This is a genomic window from Streptomyces sp. ISL-94 (assembly GCF_018614075.1).
GTDB lineage: Bacteria > Actinomycetota > Actinomycetes > Streptomycetales > Streptomycetaceae > Streptomyces.
In genome coordinates, this window is record NZ_JAGGOZ010000013.1 from 1 (window position 1) to 20,168 (window position 20,168).

General features: G+C 70.3%; 14 protein-coding genes and 1 riboswitch. Of the genes, 10 read left to right on the forward strand and 4 right to left on the reverse strand.

Annotated elements, in window-relative coordinates:
• Positions 1–119 precede the first annotated feature (119 nt).
• Positions 120–1,808: a CocE/NonD family hydrolase gene (locus J7E94_RS03820; protein WP_251056102.1), complete on the reverse strand. Its 1,689-nt coding sequence runs from the start codon at positions 1,806–1,808 to the stop codon at positions 120–122.
• A gap of 102 nt (positions 1,809–1,910) precedes the next feature.
• Between J7E94_RS03820 and J7E94_RS03825 the strand changes: the two genes are divergently transcribed.
• The 3 genes from J7E94_RS03825 (at position 1,911) to J7E94_RS03835 (ending at position 5,721) form a co-directional block, all read left to right on the forward strand.
• Positions 1,911–2,477 (forward strand): TetR/AcrR family transcriptional regulator, encoded by a 567-nt coding sequence (locus J7E94_RS03825; protein WP_215012300.1) that lies wholly within the window; start codon positions 1,911–1,913, stop codon positions 2,475–2,477.
• Between the two features lie 324 nt (positions 2,478–2,801).
• The gene (locus J7E94_RS03830) at positions 2,802–3,917 is read left to right on the forward strand and encodes a BTAD domain-containing putative transcriptional regulator (RefSeq protein WP_215012301.1); all 1,116 of its coding nucleotides are present in this window, start codon (positions 2,802–2,804) and stop codon (positions 3,915–3,917) included.
• Positions 3,918–4,059: 142 nt separating this feature from the next.
• Positions 4,060–5,721 (forward strand): peptidase M23, encoded by a 1,662-nt coding sequence (locus J7E94_RS03835; protein WP_215012490.1) that lies wholly within the window; start codon positions 4,060–4,062, stop codon positions 5,719–5,721.
• 176 nt (positions 5,722–5,897) lie between these two features.
• On the opposite strand, the gene J7E94_RS03845 is transcribed toward J7E94_RS03835, so the two are convergent.
• Positions 5,898–8,534, reverse strand: coding sequence for a penicillin acylase family protein (locus J7E94_RS03845; protein WP_251056103.1), 2,637 nt, complete (start codon positions 8,532–8,534; stop codon positions 5,898–5,900).
• 340 nt (positions 8,535–8,874) lie between these two features.
• Here J7E94_RS03845 and J7E94_RS03850 point away from each other — a divergent pair, with 340 nt between their 5' ends.
• The 5 genes from J7E94_RS03850 (at position 8,875) to J7E94_RS03870 (ending at position 16,315) form a co-directional block, all read left to right on the forward strand.
• Positions 8,875–9,864, forward strand: coding sequence for an alpha/beta hydrolase-fold protein (locus J7E94_RS03850; RefSeq protein ID WP_215012302.1), 990 nt, complete (start codon positions 8,875–8,877; stop codon positions 9,862–9,864).
• 68 nt (positions 9,865–9,932) lie between these two features.
• Positions 9,933–11,444: a peptidoglycan DD-metalloendopeptidase family protein gene (locus J7E94_RS03855; RefSeq protein WP_215012304.1), complete on the forward strand. Its 1,512-nt coding sequence runs from the start codon at positions 9,933–9,935 to the stop codon at positions 11,442–11,444.
• Positions 11,445–11,540: 96 nt separating this feature from the next.
• A complete protein-coding gene (locus J7E94_RS03860) occupies positions 11,541–13,571 on the forward strand; it encodes a family 43 glycosylhydrolase (RefSeq protein ID WP_215012305.1) in 2,031 nt (676 codons plus the stop codon).
• A 498-nt stretch (positions 13,572–14,069) separates the two neighbouring features.
• Positions 14,070–14,879 (forward strand): serine/threonine protein kinase, encoded by an 810-nt coding sequence (locus tag J7E94_RS03865; RefSeq protein WP_215012306.1) that lies wholly within the window; start codon positions 14,070–14,072, stop codon positions 14,877–14,879.
• Positions 14,876–16,315 (forward strand): serine/threonine-protein kinase, encoded by a 1,440-nt coding sequence (locus J7E94_RS03870; RefSeq protein WP_215012307.1) that lies wholly within the window; start codon positions 14,876–14,878, stop codon positions 16,313–16,315. Before J7E94_RS03865 ends, J7E94_RS03870 begins: the two co-directional genes overlap by 4 nt.
• Positions 16,316–16,453: 138 nt before the next feature.
• Here the strand turns inward: J7E94_RS03870 and J7E94_RS34150 are convergent, their stop codons facing one another.
• Complete coding sequence (locus J7E94_RS34150; protein WP_308344509.1) at positions 16,454–16,630, reverse strand: OsmC family protein; 177 nt, start codon at positions 16,628–16,630, stop codon at positions 16,454–16,456.
• A gap of 200 nt (positions 16,631–16,830) precedes the next feature.
• A riboswitch (guanidine-III (ykkC-III) riboswitch) is annotated at positions 16,831–16,896 on the reverse strand.
• Between the two features lie 563 nt (positions 16,897–17,459).
• Here J7E94_RS34150 and J7E94_RS03880 point away from each other — a divergent pair.
• A complete protein-coding gene (locus J7E94_RS03880; RefSeq protein ID WP_215012308.1) occupies positions 17,460–17,738 on the forward strand; it encodes a hypothetical protein in 279 nt (92 codons plus the stop codon).
• A gap of 39 nt (positions 17,739–17,777) precedes the next feature.
• Here J7E94_RS03880 and J7E94_RS03885 read toward each other — a convergent pair whose 3' ends face one another.
• Positions 17,778–18,596: a hypothetical protein gene (locus J7E94_RS03885; protein WP_215012309.1), complete on the reverse strand. Its 819-nt coding sequence runs from the start codon at positions 18,594–18,596 to the stop codon at positions 17,778–17,780.
• Positions 18,597–19,092: 496 nt separating this feature from the next.
• Here J7E94_RS03885 and J7E94_RS03890 point away from each other — a divergent pair, with 496 nt between their 5' ends.
• Positions 19,093–20,013 (forward strand): AraC family transcriptional regulator, encoded by a 921-nt coding sequence (locus J7E94_RS03890; protein ID WP_251056104.1) that lies wholly within the window; start codon positions 19,093–19,095, stop codon positions 20,011–20,013.
• The last annotated feature ends 155 nt before the right edge of the window (positions 20,014–20,168 follow it).

Below are 20,168 nucleotides of genomic sequence, written 5' to 3' on the forward strand. Positions count from 1 at the left end.
ATCTCCAGACAGGACCTAGGGCCGCCTCCTTCGCCGCACGGCGCCTCCGCCGGGTGGGGGTGCACGACCGCGGCAGGGGCCGGCGTGCGGGGGTCAGGGCGCAGAGGGGGCATGGGCCCTCAATGGAGCAGGGGCTGTTCGCCGCTTTCGGGCAGGACGGTGAAGCGCAGGCGGGAGGGGTGGGCGGAACCGGTGCGGAGGATCTGCAGGCTGGGCCGGGGAGCCGTCGTCAGCCACGGGCTCTCCGTCGAGCCGGAGTTGGGCAGATGGTTCGGGAAGTCACTGCCGGCGATCATCAGCGCGAGGCGGTGGCCCGGGCGTACCCGGTAGCCGGTGTGGCTCAGGGCGATCTCCACCTCACCGGGCCTGTCGGCCTGGAGGCAGCCGCGCACGATCAGGCGCGCCGTGCCGTCCGGCGACAGGTCGAGGAGGCGGACGAACACGTCGAACGTGGGTGCCGTGCTCTCCACGTGGAGCACCGCGTGGACCGGTCCGGCCAGGTCGAGCGGGGTGTCCGAGGCGGCGCTGGTGAAGACCAGCACGTCGTCCCGGTCGAGTGTGCGGCGCTCGTCCACGTGGTCGCGCAGCTGCATGAAGGTGTCAGCCGCGGCCGACGGTACGAGATCGTCGGGGTCGTACCGCCACTGCGCGAACTCCGTTCCGGCGGCCGGGTGAGGGGCGAGCTTTCCACCCGGGACCGTCCCGGCGGCGGCCGCCGGGTCGCCGAGGTACAGCTCGGTCTCGGTGGCCTGCGGCAGCGGCCACGTGTGCGCGGTGCGCCAGCCCACGTGGCCGAGCTTCCAGCACACCCGGGGCAGTGACTCGGGCTGGGCAGTCCCCTTGAGGAAGACGTCGAAGAACTCGATCGCGGGACCGGTGTAGGCGTCCAGCATGCGTTCGAGGGCGCCCTCGTCGGCCAGATGGTCGGCCTCGGTGGACACCGGGGCGTGCTCCAGGAAGTAGTTCTCGTGGTCGGTCGTGTCGGCGATCAGGTACTGTACGGCGGCCCAACCGGGGCACTTGGCCAGCTCCGTGTAGTCGCGCATATGGGCGATGCCGAGGTTGTCGAACCAGCCCACGCAGTGCAGCACGGGTACGGGACGAGCGTCGTAGGGGTGCGGGCCGTTGTACGGCGCGAGGGGGATGCCGCCGACGATGAGGTCGAAGCCGGCCGAGCGCTTCCCGATCGCTTCGAACGCCTCCTCGTAGGCGGCGACGATGGGCCGCCTTGTGAGATCGAGGTCGAACTCGTAGATGTCGTTGTCCGTCCACACCTGCGCCTGGTAGGTGGCCCCCTCCAGCCACAGGGGCTGCCGCCCGGAACCGGAGTCGTAGGTGGCGATGCCCGGGGCATTCGTGGTGCAGGTCACCCGGGGCACGATGGCGCGGAGCGCGGGGTGTTGGCTGGTGACCGCCGACCACTGGGTGAAGCCGTAGTACGAGTCGCCGAACATGCCCACGATCCCGTCGGACCAGGGCTGGCGGGCGATCCACTCGATGGTGTCGTAGCCGTCGTCGACCTCTCCGGTCCAGCCCAGCGTCCGGCCCTGTGAGCGGAACTTGCCGCGGACGTCCTGGACCACCACGGCGTAGCCGTGCGCGGTGAAGCGCTGCGCGATCTTGTCGAAGAACACATATCGGCTGTTCTTGTCATAGGGCAGTCGCGCCAGCACCACCGGCGCCGGACTGTTCGGATCGGCGCCGTAGACATCGGTGGCCAGCAGGACTCCGTCTCGCATGCGCACCATGTGCTGCTGCGCGTGGGGAGGAACCGGCTGCGGGCCGACGTGCAGGACGGCAAGGCTCATGAAGGCCCTCCAGGGGAGCAAACCTTTAGAAAACAACGTGATATAACACCGTTGCATTCAAGTGCATTCAGCGTCAACCCCCACTGAGCTAGGTTTGCTTCCATGCCGATCGACGTCGACGAAGTCCAGCGCCGCAAGGCAATCGCCCAAGCGACCCTCGCGGTCGCCGCCCGGGACGGCACGCACGCCATCACCATCCGCGCCGTAGCCAAGGAACTCGGCGGATCCACGGCGATGGTCACCAACTACGTGCCCACCCGGACGGATCTGATCACCAACGCCGTCCGCGCGGCGGAGTCCCGGTGGCGGGACGACCTGGAAGCCCGCGTGGGCGACCTGACCGGGGCGGACTTGTTGCGGGCCACGGTGGAATGGCACCTCAGCACGGAACCCGAGGACCTGCTGCTCCGTGCGCTCTGGGTCGAGATGCTCTCGTCGGCGCACACCGACCCCAACGGGGTCGACCGTCGGGAGCCGCGCGCATCACGCCAGGAGTTCCTCGACCTGTCCACCGCCGCAGGAGTGCCGGACGCCGACCTCGCCGCCGACGTCCTCTCACTGCTGACCCGCGGCTACTACGTTTCCACCATGGAGGAGCCGACCTACTGGACCGCGGAGCGGGCCGGGCGCGTTGCCAAAGCGGTTGTGGACGCCCTCATCGGCGGCTGAGTGGGCGGGTGAACCTGTCCGCGGTGCCGGTGAACCGCTGTCGACGTGGCCCGGTCCCGTCCTCCGGCTTCCCGGCCGGGCCGCCCAGCCCTTCGCACCACCGCACCCTGCTGCGCCAGGGACGTGCACGGGAGGAGCGAGTCACCGGAGCCTTCGCCCTTCACTTCGCCGAACCCGCTCCAGTTCCAGAACGTAACGCGAGATAACAGACCACATCTCACGCAATGTCACTCCGGATCGTTCCGGATGCCTTGCGCGACGCTCCCCCACTACCTTGTCGACGGCGCCCGTCAGACCGACCCGTCCGGAGCCCGGGGAGCAGCGATGCCGACGACCGCCACCACCGACCGCCCAACTGCCGCCGCGCTCGGGCATCAGGAGCGCAAGGTGCTCTCCGCGGTCGGCTGCGGCCTGCGCGACGACGAGATCGCCGCCGCCCTCGCCATCCCCGAGGACGCGGTGGCCGAACACCTCGCGCGGATCCTCGCGAAGCTCGGTCTGCGCGACCGGGCCGCCGCCATCGTCCACGCCTTCGACTGCGGCCTGGTCGTCCCCGGACGGGGCCCCCGCACGCGGTCGGTGAGCCCGGTGCTGCGGACCGCCGCCGACCGAGCGGCCGGGCCGAAGGTACAGATCTCCGTGCTCGGACCCCTGCAGGCATGGCAGGGCGGGCGGCCCCTGAACCTCGGGCATCTGCGCCGGCAAGCCGTACTGGCGGCGCTGGCGCTGTGCGCGGGGCGGACCCTCAGCCGGCAGGAACTGCTCGACGACGTATGGGGGATGGAGCCGCCGGTCGCGAACGTGGTGCCGGTATACATCTACCGATTGCGCAAGGCCCTGCGCATCGGGGACAGTCCGGACTCGGTCATTGAGCACGCCCGGTGTGGATACCGGCTGGTCTCCGGCGCAGTCGACGTGGACGTGGCACGCATGGAGGAACTGGTCACCGACATCGGGACGGCCGATCGAGCGGGCGACCCGACCGAGGCGGTCCGCCTGTGTGCCCAGGCGCTGGAGCTGTTTCGCGGGGAGCTCCTGGCCGGTTTGCCCGGGCCGCTCGCCGAACTGGAGCGGATGCGGCTCACTGAGCGCAGGGTCGCCCTCATGCAGCGGAAGTTGGAGTGGCAGCTGCGGCTGGGCCAGGAATCGGAAGCAATCGCCGAGCTGGTCGCTCTGTCCGCGGCGCACCCCGTGAACGAGCCGTTGGCCGCGATGCTGATGCGGGCGCTGTACCGGAACGGCCGACAGGCCGACGCATTGACCGTGTTCGATCGCGCCCGCCGCCGTCTGGCCGACGAGTTGGGGGTTTCTCCGAGCCGGATGTTGCGGCGCACGCACCAGATGATTCTGCGCGGCGACGAAGCCGGCCTCGGCCTCACCCCCTTGGCCGGGTGGCCGCGGACACGTGAGCTGCCCGTGCCACCGACAACGATCGTGTAGGTGCCCTCGCACCGAGCCGCTGCTTGCGCCGGGGACCCTTGTCCCCCCTGAAAACCCACAAGCCCCTCCCACCCCGTGGCAGCGCCGGCATCCTCCGCACATGGCGCTCCGCACACTTCACTTCACGACGGAAAGGCACACCATGGCAAGACATGGCTTATACCGGGTGTACACCAGACTGGCCGTTGTCGCCGGTATATGGGCGTTGGCCATCGGGATGACCACCTCGGTTGCCATCGCCCAACCCGGGCCTGTTCCGAGCCCGGGCGATGACCGGTTCGGCGTCTCCCGCTATTTCAGTGGCCCCCAGGGGTTGGCCATTGCGACCGAGCCGTGTGATCCGGCCGGCCCGACGGCGACCGACGGCATCATGGCCGACCAGCTCAACCCACAGCTGCGCGCGAAGATGGCCGGCTACCTGAACGCCTACAAGGTGTCCTGCGCGCGGATGGTCACGCAGGCGGTGAAGGACCGGGGGCTCAACCCCAGAGCCGCGACGATCGCCATCGCCACGATCATCGTGGAGAGCAGCATGAACAACTACTCCCAGGCCGTCGACTACACCAGCCTGGGCCTGTTCCAGCAGCAGGACTGGTGGGGTACCCGGGAAGAGCGTCTGAACCCGGCGCACGCCACCAACGCCTTCCTCGATGCGATGGAGCAGCAGTACCCGGGCGGCTCGTGGAACAACGAGGCGATCGGCGAGGTGTGCTGGCACGTCCAGCGACCGAGAGAGGACCTGCGCGGCCTGTACGCGATCGAGGCGGACGACGCGGCGCTCATCGCCAACGCGCTGTGGTCCGGTATGGGCGGCGGCCCCAAGCACCCGTACGCCTCGGGCCGGGTGGTGTCCGGGCGGTCCGCGGACGGGCGGCTGGAGGCCTTTGCAGCTGGTGCCGATGGCGTGTACCACGCGTGGCAGACCGCAGTGAACGGCAGTTGGTCGCCATGGCGGTTCGAGGGCGGTCCGCGCAATGCGCAACTGGCGGTAGCGTCCAATGCGGACGGCCGGCTGGAGTTGTTCGCGCTGTCGGACAGCACGTTCGATCACATGTGGCAGACCGGGCCCAGTGCGGGCTGGTCCGCCTGGGAGAACTTCGGCACCGGAGGGTACCGACTGGCGGCGGGCAGCAATGCCGACGGCCGTATCGAGGTGTTCGCATCCAATGCCAATGGTGTGTTCCACCGCTGGCAGACCGCGCCCAGCGGCGGTTGGGCCCACTGGGAAGGTGCCGGCGGCGGCCCGGCCAATGCACGACTTGCCGTCGAGAACACCCCCGACGGGCGACTCGAAGTGTTCGCGCTGTCGGACTCGACGTTCGAGCACCTGTATCAGACCGGCGTCAACGGCGGCTGGTCCGCCTGGGAGAACTTCGGCGGCGGCGGACACGCCGTCGCCGCCGGCTACAACCAGGACGGCAGGCTCGAGGTGTTCGCCTCCAACGCCCAAGGTGTGTTCCACCGCTGGCAGACCAGCCCGGCCTCGTGGTCGGAGTGGGCGGGCACCGGCGGGATCTCCAACGCCGAGCTGGCCACCTCGCGGTCGGTCGACGGCCGGGTCGAGGTGTTCGCGATCAATGCCGGCACCGCGAGCCACGCCTGGCAGACCGGCCCGAACGCGTCGTACTCGCAGTGGGAGACCTTCGGTGGCGGTGGCACCGGGATCGGGGCGGGCAACAACGCTGACGGTCGCATCGAAATCTTCGGTACCAGCCACGCCGGCATCTATCACAGGTGGCAGACCGGGTTCACCACATGGTCGGAATGGGGCTGGCTGAACGATTCCGGGCCCGCGATCAACTAGCCGCTTCGATCTGGATCCGATCCGGGAATGAGAGCTCCGGAGGGCGCCCGCCGCCGTCCCGCAGACCGCACCAGCGGCAGGCGGGACGACGGCGGGCGCTTGACGTCGGGCGCTTGACGTCGGGTACGGGGCGCGCCTGCTGAACAAGGGTGTGATGCGGCGCGGCCCTGGGGAAGTCAGGAGGCGAAGGCCCTTTCCAGCCTGGGAATCAGGTCCCGGAGATCCTCTTCCCAGCAGCCGGCGTTGTGGCCGCCGTTGCACTGGGTGCCCCAGCCGGATCCGTCACCGTAGTTGACGTAGTAGTAGGGCATGCCCAGGACGTCCATACGGGCCTTGACGTTCTTGGCCGCGCCGGCGAGCCAGAACTCCATGTCGAGAGGCGAGCCGCCTCCGTCGCCCACGTAGAGGGAGACCCCGATTCCGGCGAGTCGGTCCATGTGCTGGGACGGGTCGACCTCGTTCCACCGCCAGTCGGCGTTGAACACCGGGTAGGGCGAGCCGAACAGGGCATCGCTGTCCACACCGGGCTTGTAGGGGGAGTCGTTGGGATCGCAGGCTCCGGATGCCGAGCCGCAGATCGCGCCCGCCGCATCAATGACGGAGGCGACGACGGCCATCCGCAGGTCCATGGAATCGGCCGACAGATCGATGTCTCCCGACAGGGACGCGGTCTGGCTGAACAGGTCGGGACGGACCTGCGCGTAGCGGAAGGCCCCGAACCCGCCCATGGAGACACCGGCGACAGCCCTGGACTTCTTGGTGGCGATGGTCCGCAGGTTCGCGTCGATGAACGGAATCACCTGCTTGAGGTGGAAGTTCTCCCAGTTCTGGGCACCGAGCACCGTCTTCTGGTTGAGCCAGTTGGCGTACCAGCTCCGAGCGCCGCCGTCCGGGATGACGGTGATCATCTCGTCCGACATGCTCAGCGCCGGATAGGTCTGCTGGACCGGGTCGTCGGGCGAGCCGTGCAGGACCAGGATGAGGCCGAAGGGGACGCTCTGGCACATCGTCACCGTGGCGTTGAGGCCCAGGTCGGCCGCCCTGCTGTTGTCGGCGAACAGCAACTGCCCCATGGTCTGCGGTGTGAAGCCCTTCCCCGGCAGGCCGTCGGTGCCGTTGATCCGGTTCTGCGCGGTCAGGATCAACTCCTGGGTCCGCAGCGACCGAGGCGCCGACATGTCGCCCATCACCCGGGGGAAGGACAGCGGCTGCTCGGGGTTGGCCAGCCAGGCGCTGTCGTTGGCGTTGCCCACGAAGTCGGACCGGATCAGGCGTGGCTGCTTGTGCGGGTCCAGCAGCCCCGGCGCGACCGCGTTCGGGTCATCGGGCCAGTCGCACGCGCTGCGCTTGCCGTCGAAGATGGAGATCGGCGGCACGTTGGGCAGCCGTAGCGACTGGTTGAACAGCAGTTTGCCCGTCTCGGTGAGGCATGACTGCGCGTGCTCGTCGGTGATGTTCGGGGTGGCCTGAATGTCCGCGTACAGCGCGTTGCCGTTGCGGTCGGAGGCGACGGTGTTGAAGAAGGGGACGCCCTGCGTGGTCTCCAGAGTGTTCACCACGTCGTTGACGTCATGTGCCTTGTCGAGGCGGAACCAGGTGTTCAACGCCCGCAGGTTGTCCATGTTCACGTCGCGTACCGCGTGCGCGCTGACCGCCCAGGGCAACGAAATGCCCTGGATCGATGTGGTGATCGGGCCGTAACGGGTGGACCACAACGTCCTGGTGACCTTGCCGAGGGAGCCGTCCGCGTTCAGCACGTCTACACCGACCTGCTGCGAGGTCATCTTCTCCCAGGTGCCGTCCACCAGATAGCTGGTGGGGTTGAAGGGATCCACCTGTACGTCGAACAGCCCGAACGGAGCGACCGTGGCGACCGTGTGGCTCCAGGCGACGTCGTTGTTGTACCCGATGTTCACCGCGGGCAGTCCGAGCAGGCCGGCCCCGGAGACATTGACCTCTCCCGGGATCGTCAGCTGGCTCTGCCACATCCGGTTCTTTCCCTGCCACGGGAAGTGCGGGTTGGCCAGCAACATGCCGGTGCCGCCGGACACGCCCTGTGAACCGACCGCCAACGCGTTGCTGCCCATGCTCTGCTGACGGCTCACCGCCATCGCATCGCGGATCTCCGTCGCGGTCTTCGCCGGTGAGGACGCCGGCTGCGCGGCGGCCGACGCCCCCGGGGGTGCGGCGTTCACCTGACCGTCCAGCAGCGCATCGGCGCTGCCCATGATGATCTCGGCGTGTGCGTGCCGGTACACGTCCAGCTCAGTGATCGGCCGCACCCAGGCCGCACCGCGGCAGGCCGGGTCGGAGATGTTGTTCACGCCCGTCTCGGCCAGGTACCTGTTGTATCCCTGGACGTAGCCGCGAATGGCCTCTTTGACCTCCGGCTCCGGCCCGTTCGGGGCGGGCTGGCCGAGCAGCCGTTCCACCACCCGGTTGTCCTTGATCCGCTGGAAGTACAGGTCGCTGTTGAGATTGGTGGTGCCGTTCTGGTTCTGGCCGGGGCTCGCCCTGCCATCGGGCCCCAGATAACGGGACCTCTGGGCATTGACCATCAGATAGGTGTCGGCCAAGGTGCAGACGTTGTCCTTGGCCGCCGCGTATCCGTAGCCCGTTCCCAGCCCCTCCCAGTTCGAGGCGATGATGTGCGGGATTCCGTACTCGGTGTAACGGATCGTCGGCTTGTCCGGCCCCGGTTCGGCGGCAGCCGACCGCGTGGCCGCTGACCCGGTGGCCGCCATCGTGCTCATCACCGCCACCGCGGCCGTGACCGCCATGGGCAGCCTCGCTGTGAATCTCCTCCACGCCATCGAGCCGTCCTTCCCCTGTGGCACAGGCCGTCGTGTGAACGCGGCAACGCTAAGGAGGACCGGTGAAATCTCGATGACGCCGCGGCACCCTCGCGCGCCATCGCCGCCCGGTGACCAGGCCCGCCGCTCCTGACCCGGACTGATCGGCAAGCCCCCCTAGCCGATGCGCTCCCGCCTGTCAGTCCGCAATCTTCCGGGGTCCCCCGGCCCCCACGCCGCTGCTACCTTCCAGACCGCCCGTTCGCACGGCCCGAGCCGACGGGCCGGCGCGGTCCGAAGCGGCGCGACGGCCTTCCGCTGCGTCGAGACACATCTTCTTACTCCCGTTCAGGAGGACACGTTGAGCGCGCAGCACCCCACCCGCAGGAGCATTCTCAAGACCGCAGGAGGCCTCTCGGCCGCGGTGGCCCTGGGCGGCGCAGGCGTCCTCGCCGCCGCGTCCACCGCCTCCGCCGTCGGTGACGGCTTCGGCCTGCGCATCGTGGAGCGCGGCGAGGCGGACGCCCGCATGTGGTACTACCGGTTCCAGACCAGCGCAATCGGCTGGAATCCGGCCGTCAACGTGCTCCTCCCCGACGACTACCACTGGAGCGGACGCACGTACCCCGTGGTCTACCTCCTCCACGGAGGAGGCACGGACCAGGACTTCATCACGTTCGACCGCGAGCGCATCCGGGACTGGACCGCGGGCAAGCCGATCATCGTCGTGATGCCCGACGGCGGCCACGCGGGCTGGTACTCCAACCCCGTAAGCTCCAACGCCGGCCCGCGGAACTGGGAACAGTTCCACATCGCACAGCTGATCCCGTGGATCGATGCGAACTTCCGCACGTACGCGGAGTACGAAGGCCGTGCCGTGTCCGGTTTTTCGATGGGCGGCTTCGGCGCGCTGAAGTACGCCGCCAAGTACTACGGCCACTTCGCCTCGGTGAGCGCTCACTCCGGACCGGCCAGCCTGCGCCGGGACAACGGCCTCGTGGTCCACTGGGCCAACGTTTCCTCCGCTGCCCTGGACCTGAACGGCGGCACGGTCTACGGGGCGCCGCTCTGGGACGAGGCCCGGGTGAACGCGGACAACCCGGTGCAGCGGATCGAGAGCTACCGCAACAAGCGGGTCTTCCTGGTCGCCGGCACCAGCCCCGATCCGATCAACTGGTTCGACACGGCCAACGAGACCCAGGTGCTCGCGGGACAGCGGGAGTTCCGCTCCCTCCTCGGCAACGCGGGGATCCCGCACGAGTGGTACGAGCTGCCCGGCGGGCACTTCATCCGCCACGACATGCTGCAGCGCGACATCGACGGCATCATCGACCGGCTGCGCAAGGCGTGACCGCCGCCGCCCCTCGCACCCCACGTCCATCCCACTCACCCCGAGACCGCCAAGGGGAGGAGCGCCACGTGCTTCCCGGACCATTGCGAACCGCACTGAACTGTGTTCTCGCGGCGGCAGCCGCCCTACTGCCGGCGCTGGCGGCCACGACTCCGGCTGCGGCCCGGACCGCCGATTTCGCCGCGGCGTGCCCGGCCGGCGGTTTCGTGTCCCAGCACTTCCACAGCGGCCACAACGGCGTCGACATCGCCAACGACGTCGGGACGCCGATCTACGCCGTGGGCGACGGTGAGGTGACCATCTCCGGGTACACCGGCGACTACGGCCAGTGGATCCGCATCCTGCACCCCGACGGGAGGATCTCCGAGTACGGGCACATGTCCCGGCGGGACGTCTCCGTCGGCGACCGTGTCGTAGCCGGCCAGCAGATCGCACTGATGGGTGCCGAGGGCAACTCCACCGGCCCCCACCTGCATCTGCGGATCTGGGGAGACCAGTCCACCTCCTACGGCATCGACCCCGAGGCCTACCTCGCGGAGCGCGGCGTGGTGCTGCCCTGCACCCCGGGCAGCGGTCCACGGCCCAAGCAGCTGGTGTATCCGGCGGAGTCGGGCCGGGTGGTGTCGGCACGGTCGGCGGACGGTCGCCTTGAGGTGTTCGCCGCCGGTGCCGACGGCGTGCACCACGCCTGGCAGCAGGAAGCGAACGGCAGCTGGTCGGCCTGGGAGCCGCTCGGCGGACCGGGCAGCGCCGAGCTGGCCATCGCACCGAACGCGGACGGCCGCCTGGAGATGTTCGCCCTCAACGGGAGCACCTTCCAGCACCGCTGGCAACTGTCGCCCTCGGGTGGCTGGTCGAACTGGGAGACCTTCGGCGGCGGCGGCAAGGACACCGCGGCCGGCGTGAATGCCGACGGCCGCATCGAGGTCTACGCCTCCGGACCGGTCGGGCTCATGCACAGGTATCAAGTGGCCCCGAACGGCGGCTGGTCCGAGTGGGAGCCCACCGGCGGCGGCCCCGCCGACAGCCGTGTCGAGATGGAGAAGTCACCCGACGGACGCCTGGAGGTGTTCGCCCTGGGCGGCAGCACCTTCCAACACCAATACCAGACGGCTCCCAACGGCGGGTGGTCCCCGTGGGACACCTTCGGTGGTGGCGGCCATGACCTGACCGCCGACCACAACGCCGACGGCCGCCTGGAGGTCTTCGCCTCCGGCCCGGTGGGTGTGTTCCACAAATACCAGACCGGTCCCACCAGTTGGTCGCAGTGGGAACCGGCCGGCGGCCCCGCCGACTCGCAGCTCACCAGCGAACGCACCGCCGACGGCCGCGTCGAGGTCTTCGCCATGAACGGCAACACCGCCATGCACACCTGGCAAACCGCCGCCAACGCCCCCTACAGCGACTGGGCCGCCTTCGGCACCGGCGGCACCGAAGTCACCGCGACCACCAACGCCGACGGCCGCATCGAGATCTTCGGCACCAGCCAGGCCGGCACCTACCACACATGGCAGACCGGCTTCACGACCTGGTCAGACTGGACCTGGGTCAACAACACCGCCGGCCCCGCCCTCAACTGACCCGTCCCCGACCGCCCCGCACACCCGAGCCGTGGTCGGCCGTGCCCGTACGGCACGGCCGACCGTACGGTCTGTCTGGAGAGACTGGAGAGACCCGTGCTTCCGATCAGCAGGCGGAACCTGTTGCGGGGTGCCGCCGGGGCGGGCGCGCTCCCGTTCCTGGGCGCCGGCCGGGCCGCGGCCGCGACCTTGGAGGACGCCCCGCCCCCTCAGTGGGTCGGCGCGGGACCCCTGGCGTACGTCTACGACCCGTCCACCGCCGCCGGCCCTCGCTATCTCAACGACCACACCCTGATCAAGGCCCAGGGCCGCTGGCACATGTTCGGCATCGTCGGGGACAGCGCGCCGCGCGGCGAAGCCCCGGACAGCACGGCGGAGATCTCCTTCGCCCACGCCTCCGCGCCGAGCCCGCACGGGCCGTGGACCACCCACTCCGACGCGCTCACCGTCGACCCGTCCTATTTCGGCGAGGAACACCTGTGGGCGCCCCACGTCGTCGAGGCGGGCGGCAGGTTCTGGATGTTCTACGCCGCGGGCGGCGAGAGCGGTGCCGCGATCAACCTCGCCACGTCGACCGACCTGTTCACCTGGACCCGCGAGCCGTCCGGCCCGCTGTTCCGGGGGCTCGCGGCCCGTGACCCGATGGTGCTGCGGGTCGGCGGCGAGTGGGTCATGTACTACACCGAACTCTCGGGCGCGGGCGGCCACCATGTCGTGGCCTGCCGGCGTTCCGCCGACCTCTTGCACTGGAGCGATCCGGGCGTCGCGTTCACCGACGCGAGTACGGACGCGACCGTATCGGTCACCGAGTCGCCGTACGTCGTCGAACGGGACGGCTGGTACTACCTGTTCATCGGACCGCGGGGCGGCTACGAGGGCACCGACGTACTGGCGTCCCGGAACCCGTTCCAGTTCGGCCTCGCCGGATACGCGGGGCATGTGCCCGGGCACGCCGTCGAGGTGGTCGCCGACGGGGAGACGTGGCACGCCTGCGCCGCGGGCTGGTTCCGGCACGGGCTGTATGTGGCGCCCCTGTACTGGCGGGACACGCCACCGCCGTGGCAGAGCCCGGACAATCCGGTGGCCGGGCTCGACGTCGACGGCCGCCTCACCGTGTTCGCGCTCGACGCCTCTGACCGCTCGATGCTGCGGCGCGTGCAGCTCGACCCGTACACCGACACCTGGTCGGAGTGGGAGCCCTTCGGAGGGCCGGCCGGTGCGGTTCCCACGCTCGGCCGCACCACCGAGGGCAGGCTGGAGGTGTTCTCGCTCGCCCCGGGCGGCGTGAACCTGCACCACCGGGTGCAGCGGCCGGACAGCGGCTGGCAGGACTGGGCGGAATTCGGCGGCCCGGCCGGCGCCGCCCCGGCCGTCGCCCGCAACGCCGACGGCCGGCTGGAGGTCTTCGCCCTGAGCCCCGGCGGCGCCTCCGTCGCGCGGCGACGGCAGCGGTCACCCGGCTCGCTGACCTGGGACCCGTGGGAGCCCGGCTTCGGTGGGGCCGCGGGCGCGCCACCGGTGGTCGCGGCCAACGCCGACGGCCGGCTGGAGGTGTTCGCCCTCTCGCCCGGCGGCTCCGGGATCCACCACCGGTGGCAGGAGGTCCCCGGCGGCCCCTGGACCGCTGCATGGCACCGGTTCGGCACCGCGGCAGGCGCCGCGCCGCGGGTGGCCAGGGACGGCAGCGGCCGCCTCACCGTCGCCGCGATCGGGCCGTCGGGCGTGGGAACCTTCTACCGGCGGCAGGCCGTGCCCAGCGGCGGCTGGGACGAGTGGCTGCCGATGTTCGGCTGGAGCGCCGCCGCCCCGGCGTTCGCCGCCAACGCCGACGGCCGGCTGGAGGCGTTCTCCCTGACGCCCGGCGGCGCCCGGCTCAGCCACCGCTGGCAGGTCACTCCGGGCGGGAGCTCGGATCCCGGCGGGGAGTTCGGCGAGCCCGGCATCAGGCTCGCCGCCACGCCCACGGCCGCGCTCGACTCCACCGGGCGGACGCACGTCTTCGCCGTCACCGCCGAGGGCCGGATACGGACCCGCGTCCAGGCCCAGCCGAATGGCGGATGGCGGCCGTGGACGGCTTTCGGCGATCGCGCGGTCGCGCCCCTGGTGTCGGGGAGTCCCGCTCTCTGAGCGCGCGGAGTCCGGATCTCGCCAAGTGAACAGGGAAAACGGTGGTTCGATCGCGCCGCGAACCTCCCGAACCGCCGATCCGCCCCTCGGTACACGGTGACTTTCCCCACCTTGGCGGGCGCGGGACGAGGCATCCGCGCCCCGCGCAGGAGGGCAGGTTCCGCACCTTGGCCTTCGGCATCGGCAGGCCGTCTCCCCACACCCCGGCGTGAGATCTTCGGCCGAACCGCCCGGCAGGGGCCCGGAGAAGACCCCGAATCGCCACTCCTGCCGCAGAGTCGTCGTGACCTGGGCACGGCAAGGGGCGCCCTTGCGGGGGCGCGTCGCCGAGCGCCCCGCGGAGGACGGCTCCAGGAAGCCTCCTCGCGCCGCCGGCGCCGGCAGCCCGCCCCGTCGGCGGTCCCGGCCGAAGTGGCCGAAGTACGCCGGTGAACTCCCCTGAGAGATGAGTATCGTTCCGCTCGTCCGACCAATGCGACGCGTGGAACGGGGGGAGCGGTGAGCGGCGTAGTCGTCCATCTGCCGCAGGGAAGCGGTGGCTCCGACGGCGGCGAACCGGGCGGTGACGCGGTCACGTTACGGCTCGGCCCCGGCGAGGTGGCCCGCTTCGGACGGGGCTCCACGGCGATCCCCGTCGAGCTGCGCCTCGCCGACGCGGCGATCTCCCGGCTCGCCGGGGAGATCCGCGTGACCGACGACCACTGGCAGCTGACGAACCACAGCACCACCCACAGTTATCTCGTGGAGAATCCGGAGGGAGCAGGGGAATACCTGAGGGTGTCGCCGCGACGGGTCGGGGCGCCCATCCCGTTCGAGTTCTCTCGCGTGGTACTGCCCACCCGCAGTGACATCGCCGTCTCCTTCCAGGTGTTCGCACCCGACCACGTCTATCTGGATCCCGAAGCCATGGGCGTCCCCTGGGGAAACCGCACGGTCACCGCGTACTCCCTGGACGAGACGGCCACATACTTCCTCGTCCTCGTCGCGCTCTGCGAACCGCGCCTGCGCGACCAGTCCCGCGTGGCGGTCCCCACCACTCCCCAGATCGTCGAGCGGCTCAGGCGGCACGTCACCTGCGGCACGCTGACCGCGCGGGCGATCAGCTCGCACATCGACTACCTCGCCGAGGAGAAGCTGCGCATCGGCGTCCTGGACACCAACGAACGCGGCAAGGGCGACCGCCGCAACGGCAAGCGGGAGGAGATCGTCGGGCTCGCACTGCGGTTCGGGCTCGTACGGGAAGAGCACCTCGCGCTGCTGCCGCCTCTGACGGGGGCCGGCCGGCGGGAGCGGCAGGCCGAGCGATGACAGCGCAGCTCGGCCTGGGCCGCGCGGCGGAGTGCGACCGCACGGACCTGCTGCCGCCCGGCTACCAGGTGGGAGACTGGGTGGTCACCGAGCTGATCGGGTCCGGAGGCTGGTCCACGGTCTACGGGGCGTGGCCGGCCGACAGGAACCCGGAGCGGACCGGCGGGGCCCCCGCGGGCCGGCCTTCGGGCCCCTCCGACGTCGCGCTCAAGATCATGCCGACTGCCGGGCTCGCGCCGCGCCAAGCGCGCAGAATCGTGGAATCCGCCCGCCGCGAGGTCGAACTCGGACGCAGGCTGGGGCATCCGCGGCTGATCGGTTTTCTGGAGACCTTCGTTCTCGCCGCGCCGGACCGGCCCTCCCTGGACGGCGCCATCGTGCTGGTCATGGAACGGGCCGCCGGCAGTCTGCGGGAGCTTGTCGACGCGGGAGTGCCCGTGGCCGATCGCAGCCGGCTGATCGCAGGAATCTGCGAGGGACTCGCCCATCTCCACCGGTCGGGCTGGGTCCACGCCGATCTCAAGCCGGAGAACGTCCTCCTGGGCACGGACCGCTCCGTGAAGCTCTCGGACTTCGGCCTCGCCACCGAGCTGACGGGGACGCACGGGTATGTGCCGCCCATGGGCACCCTGGACTACCTCCCGCCCGAGCGCTGGAGGGCGCCCCTCGGGGAACTCGGCGTGCAGGTCCGGCCGAGTGCCGACATCTGGGCCCTGGGCATCGTCATCCACGAGGTGTTCGCGTCCGGTGGCTCACCGTTCTCCGGCGCCACACCTGTGGCGCGGGGCGCCGCGGTCCAGGAGTACGGCGCGGGGCGTGCCCCGCTGCGCATGGACCACGCCCTGCCACCGTTCTGGCGCGCGCTGGCCGCCGACTGCCTCGCCCCGACGCACGCGGCGCGCGCCCCGCACACCGCCGATAGCCTGCTCGCCCGCATCTCCGCCCAGCAGCGGACGCCCGGGACGCGGACGGGAAGGCTGCGGGGCCGGGCCCGCGCCGCCGTCCTGGTCACCGCGCTCTGCGGGATCGCCGGGGCGGCCCTGGGCTCGGACGCGGTACGCGTGAACTCGTCCGCACCCCCCGGCGTTGCGGGCGAGACGGCGGGCACGATCCGGGTGTTCAACGCGGAGCGGGGCTGCCAGGAGCGGATCGACCGGGACCCGCAGTGCAGTCTGGGCCTGGCAATCGATCCCCTGAAGCCGTACGCCGCGGACAACGTCGTACCGACGCGGGTGTGGCACGGCGACGTCCTCGCCGCCGACTGCCAGGTGGCCGACGGGCAGCCCATCATCGACGAGGCGGACCTGCGGTCCACCCGCTGGTTCCGCGTCCGTCTCCCGCCCGGCTCTGCGCCCCCTGCGGCGTGGCTCCCCGCCGTACGCACCAAGGGACGGCCGACGCTGCCGGGGTGCCCGCACCCCGCGGCCGTGCCCTGACGCGGGGCGTGCCCCTCCGGATCGTTCCGCTTGCCCGGGCCCGGGGCGCCCCCGGCCGGCTCGTGGGCCGCCCGTGCTCGGGCACCGGGATGCCGGGGCCGCCCGGGCAGCGGCCCGTCGGCCGGAGTTCAGGCCCGGTCATCGTCGGCGGAGCCGTCCACGGCCAGGTTCCCCGGTGCCGAGCTGCACTTCGCAGGCCACGCGGGCGGCGGAGGCATCCGCCCCGAACTCGGCGGCCACCTCCGCGAGCGCCGAGGTGAAGCAGGCGGCGAAACCTGCCGCGAACAGCTGCTCGGGGTTGGTGGTGCCGGGCACCTTCTTGCGCGGCGGGGCGAGGCGGACGTCCAGACGTCCGTCGTCCGTGCGGACGGATCCGGTACGGCCCCCGGCGGCATGTGCGGTCGTCCGTACAGGCTGCGGGTGAGTGGCACGGTCATGGCGTTCGGCCCATCTTGCTCGACGAGGACGCTGTCCGGGTGCGGACAGCGGACGGCGCTGCTCGTGCAGTACCTCACGCGGCGTCGTGCAGCCGGGTACGGCGCATCTCGTCCGGGGCCTTGGATCCGGCCGCCGGACAATGCAGCAACGGAGGCGGCCGGCAGTGGCCTCACCCGCGGTGACGCTCCTCACCCGCTGTCGGCCCCGCCGCTGCCCGGGGATGCGGGCCGGCGACCGAAGACCATCTCCTCCTGGCCCTCGGCGGCCAGTGCGGGGGCGAGGTCGCCGACGGCGTTCCCTGGCCCCTTTCTCTTGGATCAGGCGCGGACGAGGGTCGTCAACACGGCCCGGGGCTTATCGCGAGAAAGGTATTCCGAAGGAATACCGGCGGGAGTACGCTCTCAGGGATTCGCCTTCCGTGCACTGCGGCATCGCATCGCACAGAAAACCGGGGGAAATGATGTCCATGGGGTTGCTGTTCAAGCGGACTACTCTCGCGGCGATCTGCGTGGCTGCGCTTGCCGGCGGGTGCGGAGAACCGAATCAGCGCGTTGAATCCGGGTCGTCCACGTCGACGGACGACCTAGACGATACCGGCCCCCAACCCGGGCCGGACCAGGATTCCCCGACACCTCCCGGCGTACGTCCGCCTGCCCCACCGCCCGTTCCCTCCACGCCGGTTCTCCCGCAGGGCTACGTCCCTCCCGTGCTGGTCGGCGAGTGGGACGGAGATGCCAAGGGCTCCGCGCAGCTCGACCGGATCGTCTTCACGGCCGACGGAAACGTCGTGCTCCGCTACAACAACCGCCGGGTCCTGACCGGACCCGCAGTCGTCGGGAATTCGTCCATGATTTTTTATGTGCCGGGCGGCCCCATCACGTACTCGCAGTGGTCGGTAAGCGAATTTGACGGCGGTTACGGTTATACGTTCGAGAATCTCGTGCTCGACGGAGTGAGTTACGTACGGCAGACCGGCGGCGGTTGAGCCGAGCGGGGGTGGTTTCTCTGTGCCGATTTCGCCGGTTCAGGGAAGGTTCACCAGAACGACCCCGGCAGTGCCACAGGCCTGGTTGATTCGCTCTCCGTGTGTTTCGAACGCTGCTGAATCGCCTTCCAGAGCTGCTTTGAAGTGCTCCATGAAGGCAAGCGCGAGAGCTGGTTCCCCGCCCTGGACGGCCAGCTGACTGGCCCCGTCCAACCGGGTGTGCACCTCGGCGGACGTGAGCGCATCCAGCGAGCCCAGCAGCTCGTCGTACTGCCGGCAGGCGGAGCGGACCTCTTCGAGCCCGCCCGCCGGCGACCCGAAGGTCCGGTCGGTCTTGTCCGTGGTGCACGCGAACACCGTCACGCTTCCGGCGAGGAGCAGCGCCGTCAGGCCGACCCGGCGTGCGGTGAGCCTGCCCTCGGACGCCGCCTCGGCCACGGGCCGCGGCGGGGACTCCGACCGGACACGGCGGCGTACGGCCAGGGCAACGGCCCCCACCGCGTCGGCCGGCTCCCCCTCCGCCGGGTCCCGGCGCCGCAGCATGCGTCGGACCAGGGCGCGTACCGAGCCCGCACCCCGCTCCGTCGCCGTCAGCGCCAGGTGTGCGCACACGGTGACCAGCGCGGTTTCGACCATCGCCAGCACGATCGGAGTCGCTATGGCGATCAGCTCACCGCCCCCGAAGCCGAACCGCTCGTCCTTCGGTGTCGCGGCCGCCCGCTTGCGCGCCGCCTTCAACGCCTTGCAGGGATCCCGGAAGTAGGCCGAGCTCTCGGCGTGGAAGAGGACCAACTCGTGTGGAGCCACATGCTCCACCACCTCGCGGGCGATCTGCCTGACGAGGTCTTCCTCAACCACGTGCTGCTCCGTCTGCGATCGGCTCACGACCCACCCCCGGGTTGCACGGCTTACGCCGGACCGCCCCCTTCCGGCCGGGCCAACCCTACGCAGGACCCCGGAGGCGCACCAGGTCGTACAGGGCGCGCAAGGTGCATTCCGCGGCACCCGCGCCCCCCGCGCACGCCCCGGCCACCGCCAGAGGGCAGGGCCTCCACGGCAGAAGGAGAGGCGCCGATCGGCGCCGCGGGAGGCGACCGTGCAGACCCCTTGGAGGCGCCCGCCGCAGGCGAAAGAACCCGGACCGGGCTCCCCGGCATGACGTTCCTCTGCCGGAGGCGCACCCTGGCTTCCCTCCAGACTTCTCCCCACTCGTCAGTGAAGTCAGCAGCTGTCGTACATTTCAGGAGCTCGCAAACGTCTGACGGTGAGGTCCGTGTCCAGCATGAGTACGCCCAGTCCGAGGAGTGGACGGGAAGGCCGGCGCGTTCTCTTTCGGGGAAGCGATGTCGAGGAGTTGCATGAGCTGATCAGCACTCAGTTCTCGCCGAATCGGATGTCGGTCCTGGACGATCAGCCGCTCGACGGCCGTTTCCGGTGCGTGCATGAGGGGCCCGTTGCGCTGTACGAACTCGGGTACGGTGCAGAGGTCGATGTCATGCCCCATGCGCCTTTGGACTTCTACAACGTTCACATCCCGCTCGCCGGTGACGGCACCCTCACCGTGAACAGGAAGGAACTTTCCTCCCCTCTCAGCATTGTGGGGCCGGGGCACGAGGTGTCGATGCGCTGGAATCGAGACAGCGTGAACCGCATCCTTATCATCCGGCGCCAGACGGTCGACGAGGCTCTCGCCATCCGGCTGGGTGAACTGCCACCCAGCTCGCTGGCCTTCGATCCCGTCATCGACGACCGGGGGGCTCCGGTGCAGGCGTGGTTGGGGTTGGTGAGACAGTTCGCCGAGTTCGCTGACTCCGGACTGGCGGCACGTTCACCCCTGGTCCTGGGCCACTTCGAGCAGCTGCTGGTGAACGGGCTGCTGGACGTGCAGCCCCATGCGCTGAGCGAGAAGGTGGCCGGCCGTGGGTCCGCCGTCTTGCCCCGCACCATACGCGCCAAGGACTTTTGTGCCGATCACGCTCGCGAACCAATATCCGCAGCCGATATGGCACGGGCTGCCGGCGTCAGCGTTCGGAGCCTGCGCGAGGGCTTCCAAAGGCATCTGGCCACCACCCCTCTGGCGTATCTGCGCAGTGTCCGGTTGAACCTGGTGCGCCGCGACCTGCTGGCCGTCGCCGAGGGCCGGGCAGCGGGCAACGTCACCGATGTGGCGCTCCGGTGGGGCTTCACCCACCTGGGGAGGTTCACCGGTTACTACCGCGCCACTTACGGGGAGACGCCCGCGCAGACCCTGCGCAACACCAACTGCCCCGGATAGGCCGCCGTTCCGGGGAACCGACCAGGCACATGGTGCCTCACTCGCGGCCATCCGGGGAGGAGCGCCGCAACGACGAGTGACGCCTGTCCGAGTCGGCAGTTCATCGGGCAATCTGTGCTCTGCTCCAGATGCGGGATGACGCTGCCGCTCGCCTT

Bases quoted from the DNA above. Each gene is read 5' to 3' on its own strand.
- J7E94_RS03820 (WP_251056102.1), bottom strand. From the start codon at position 1,808: ATGAGCCTTGCCGTCCTGCACGTCGGCCCGCAGCCGGTTCCTCCCCAC.
- J7E94_RS03825 (WP_215012300.1), top strand. From the start codon at position 1,911: ATGCCGATCGACGTCGACGAAGTCCAGCGCCGCAAGGCAATCGCCCAA.
- J7E94_RS03830 (WP_215012301.1), top strand. From the start codon at position 2,802: ATGCCGACGACCGCCACCACCGACCGCCCAACTGCCGCCGCGCTCGGG.
- J7E94_RS03835 (WP_215012490.1), top strand. From the start codon at position 4,060: ATGGCAAGACATGGCTTATACCGGGTGTACACCAGACTGGCCGTTGTC.
- J7E94_RS03845 (WP_251056103.1), bottom strand. From the start codon at position 8,534: ATGGCGTGGAGGAGATTCACAGCGAGGCTGCCCATGGCGGTCACGGCC.
- J7E94_RS03870 (WP_215012307.1), top strand. From the start codon at position 14,876: ATGACAGCGCAGCTCGGCCTGGGCCGCGCGGCGGAGTGCGACCGCACG.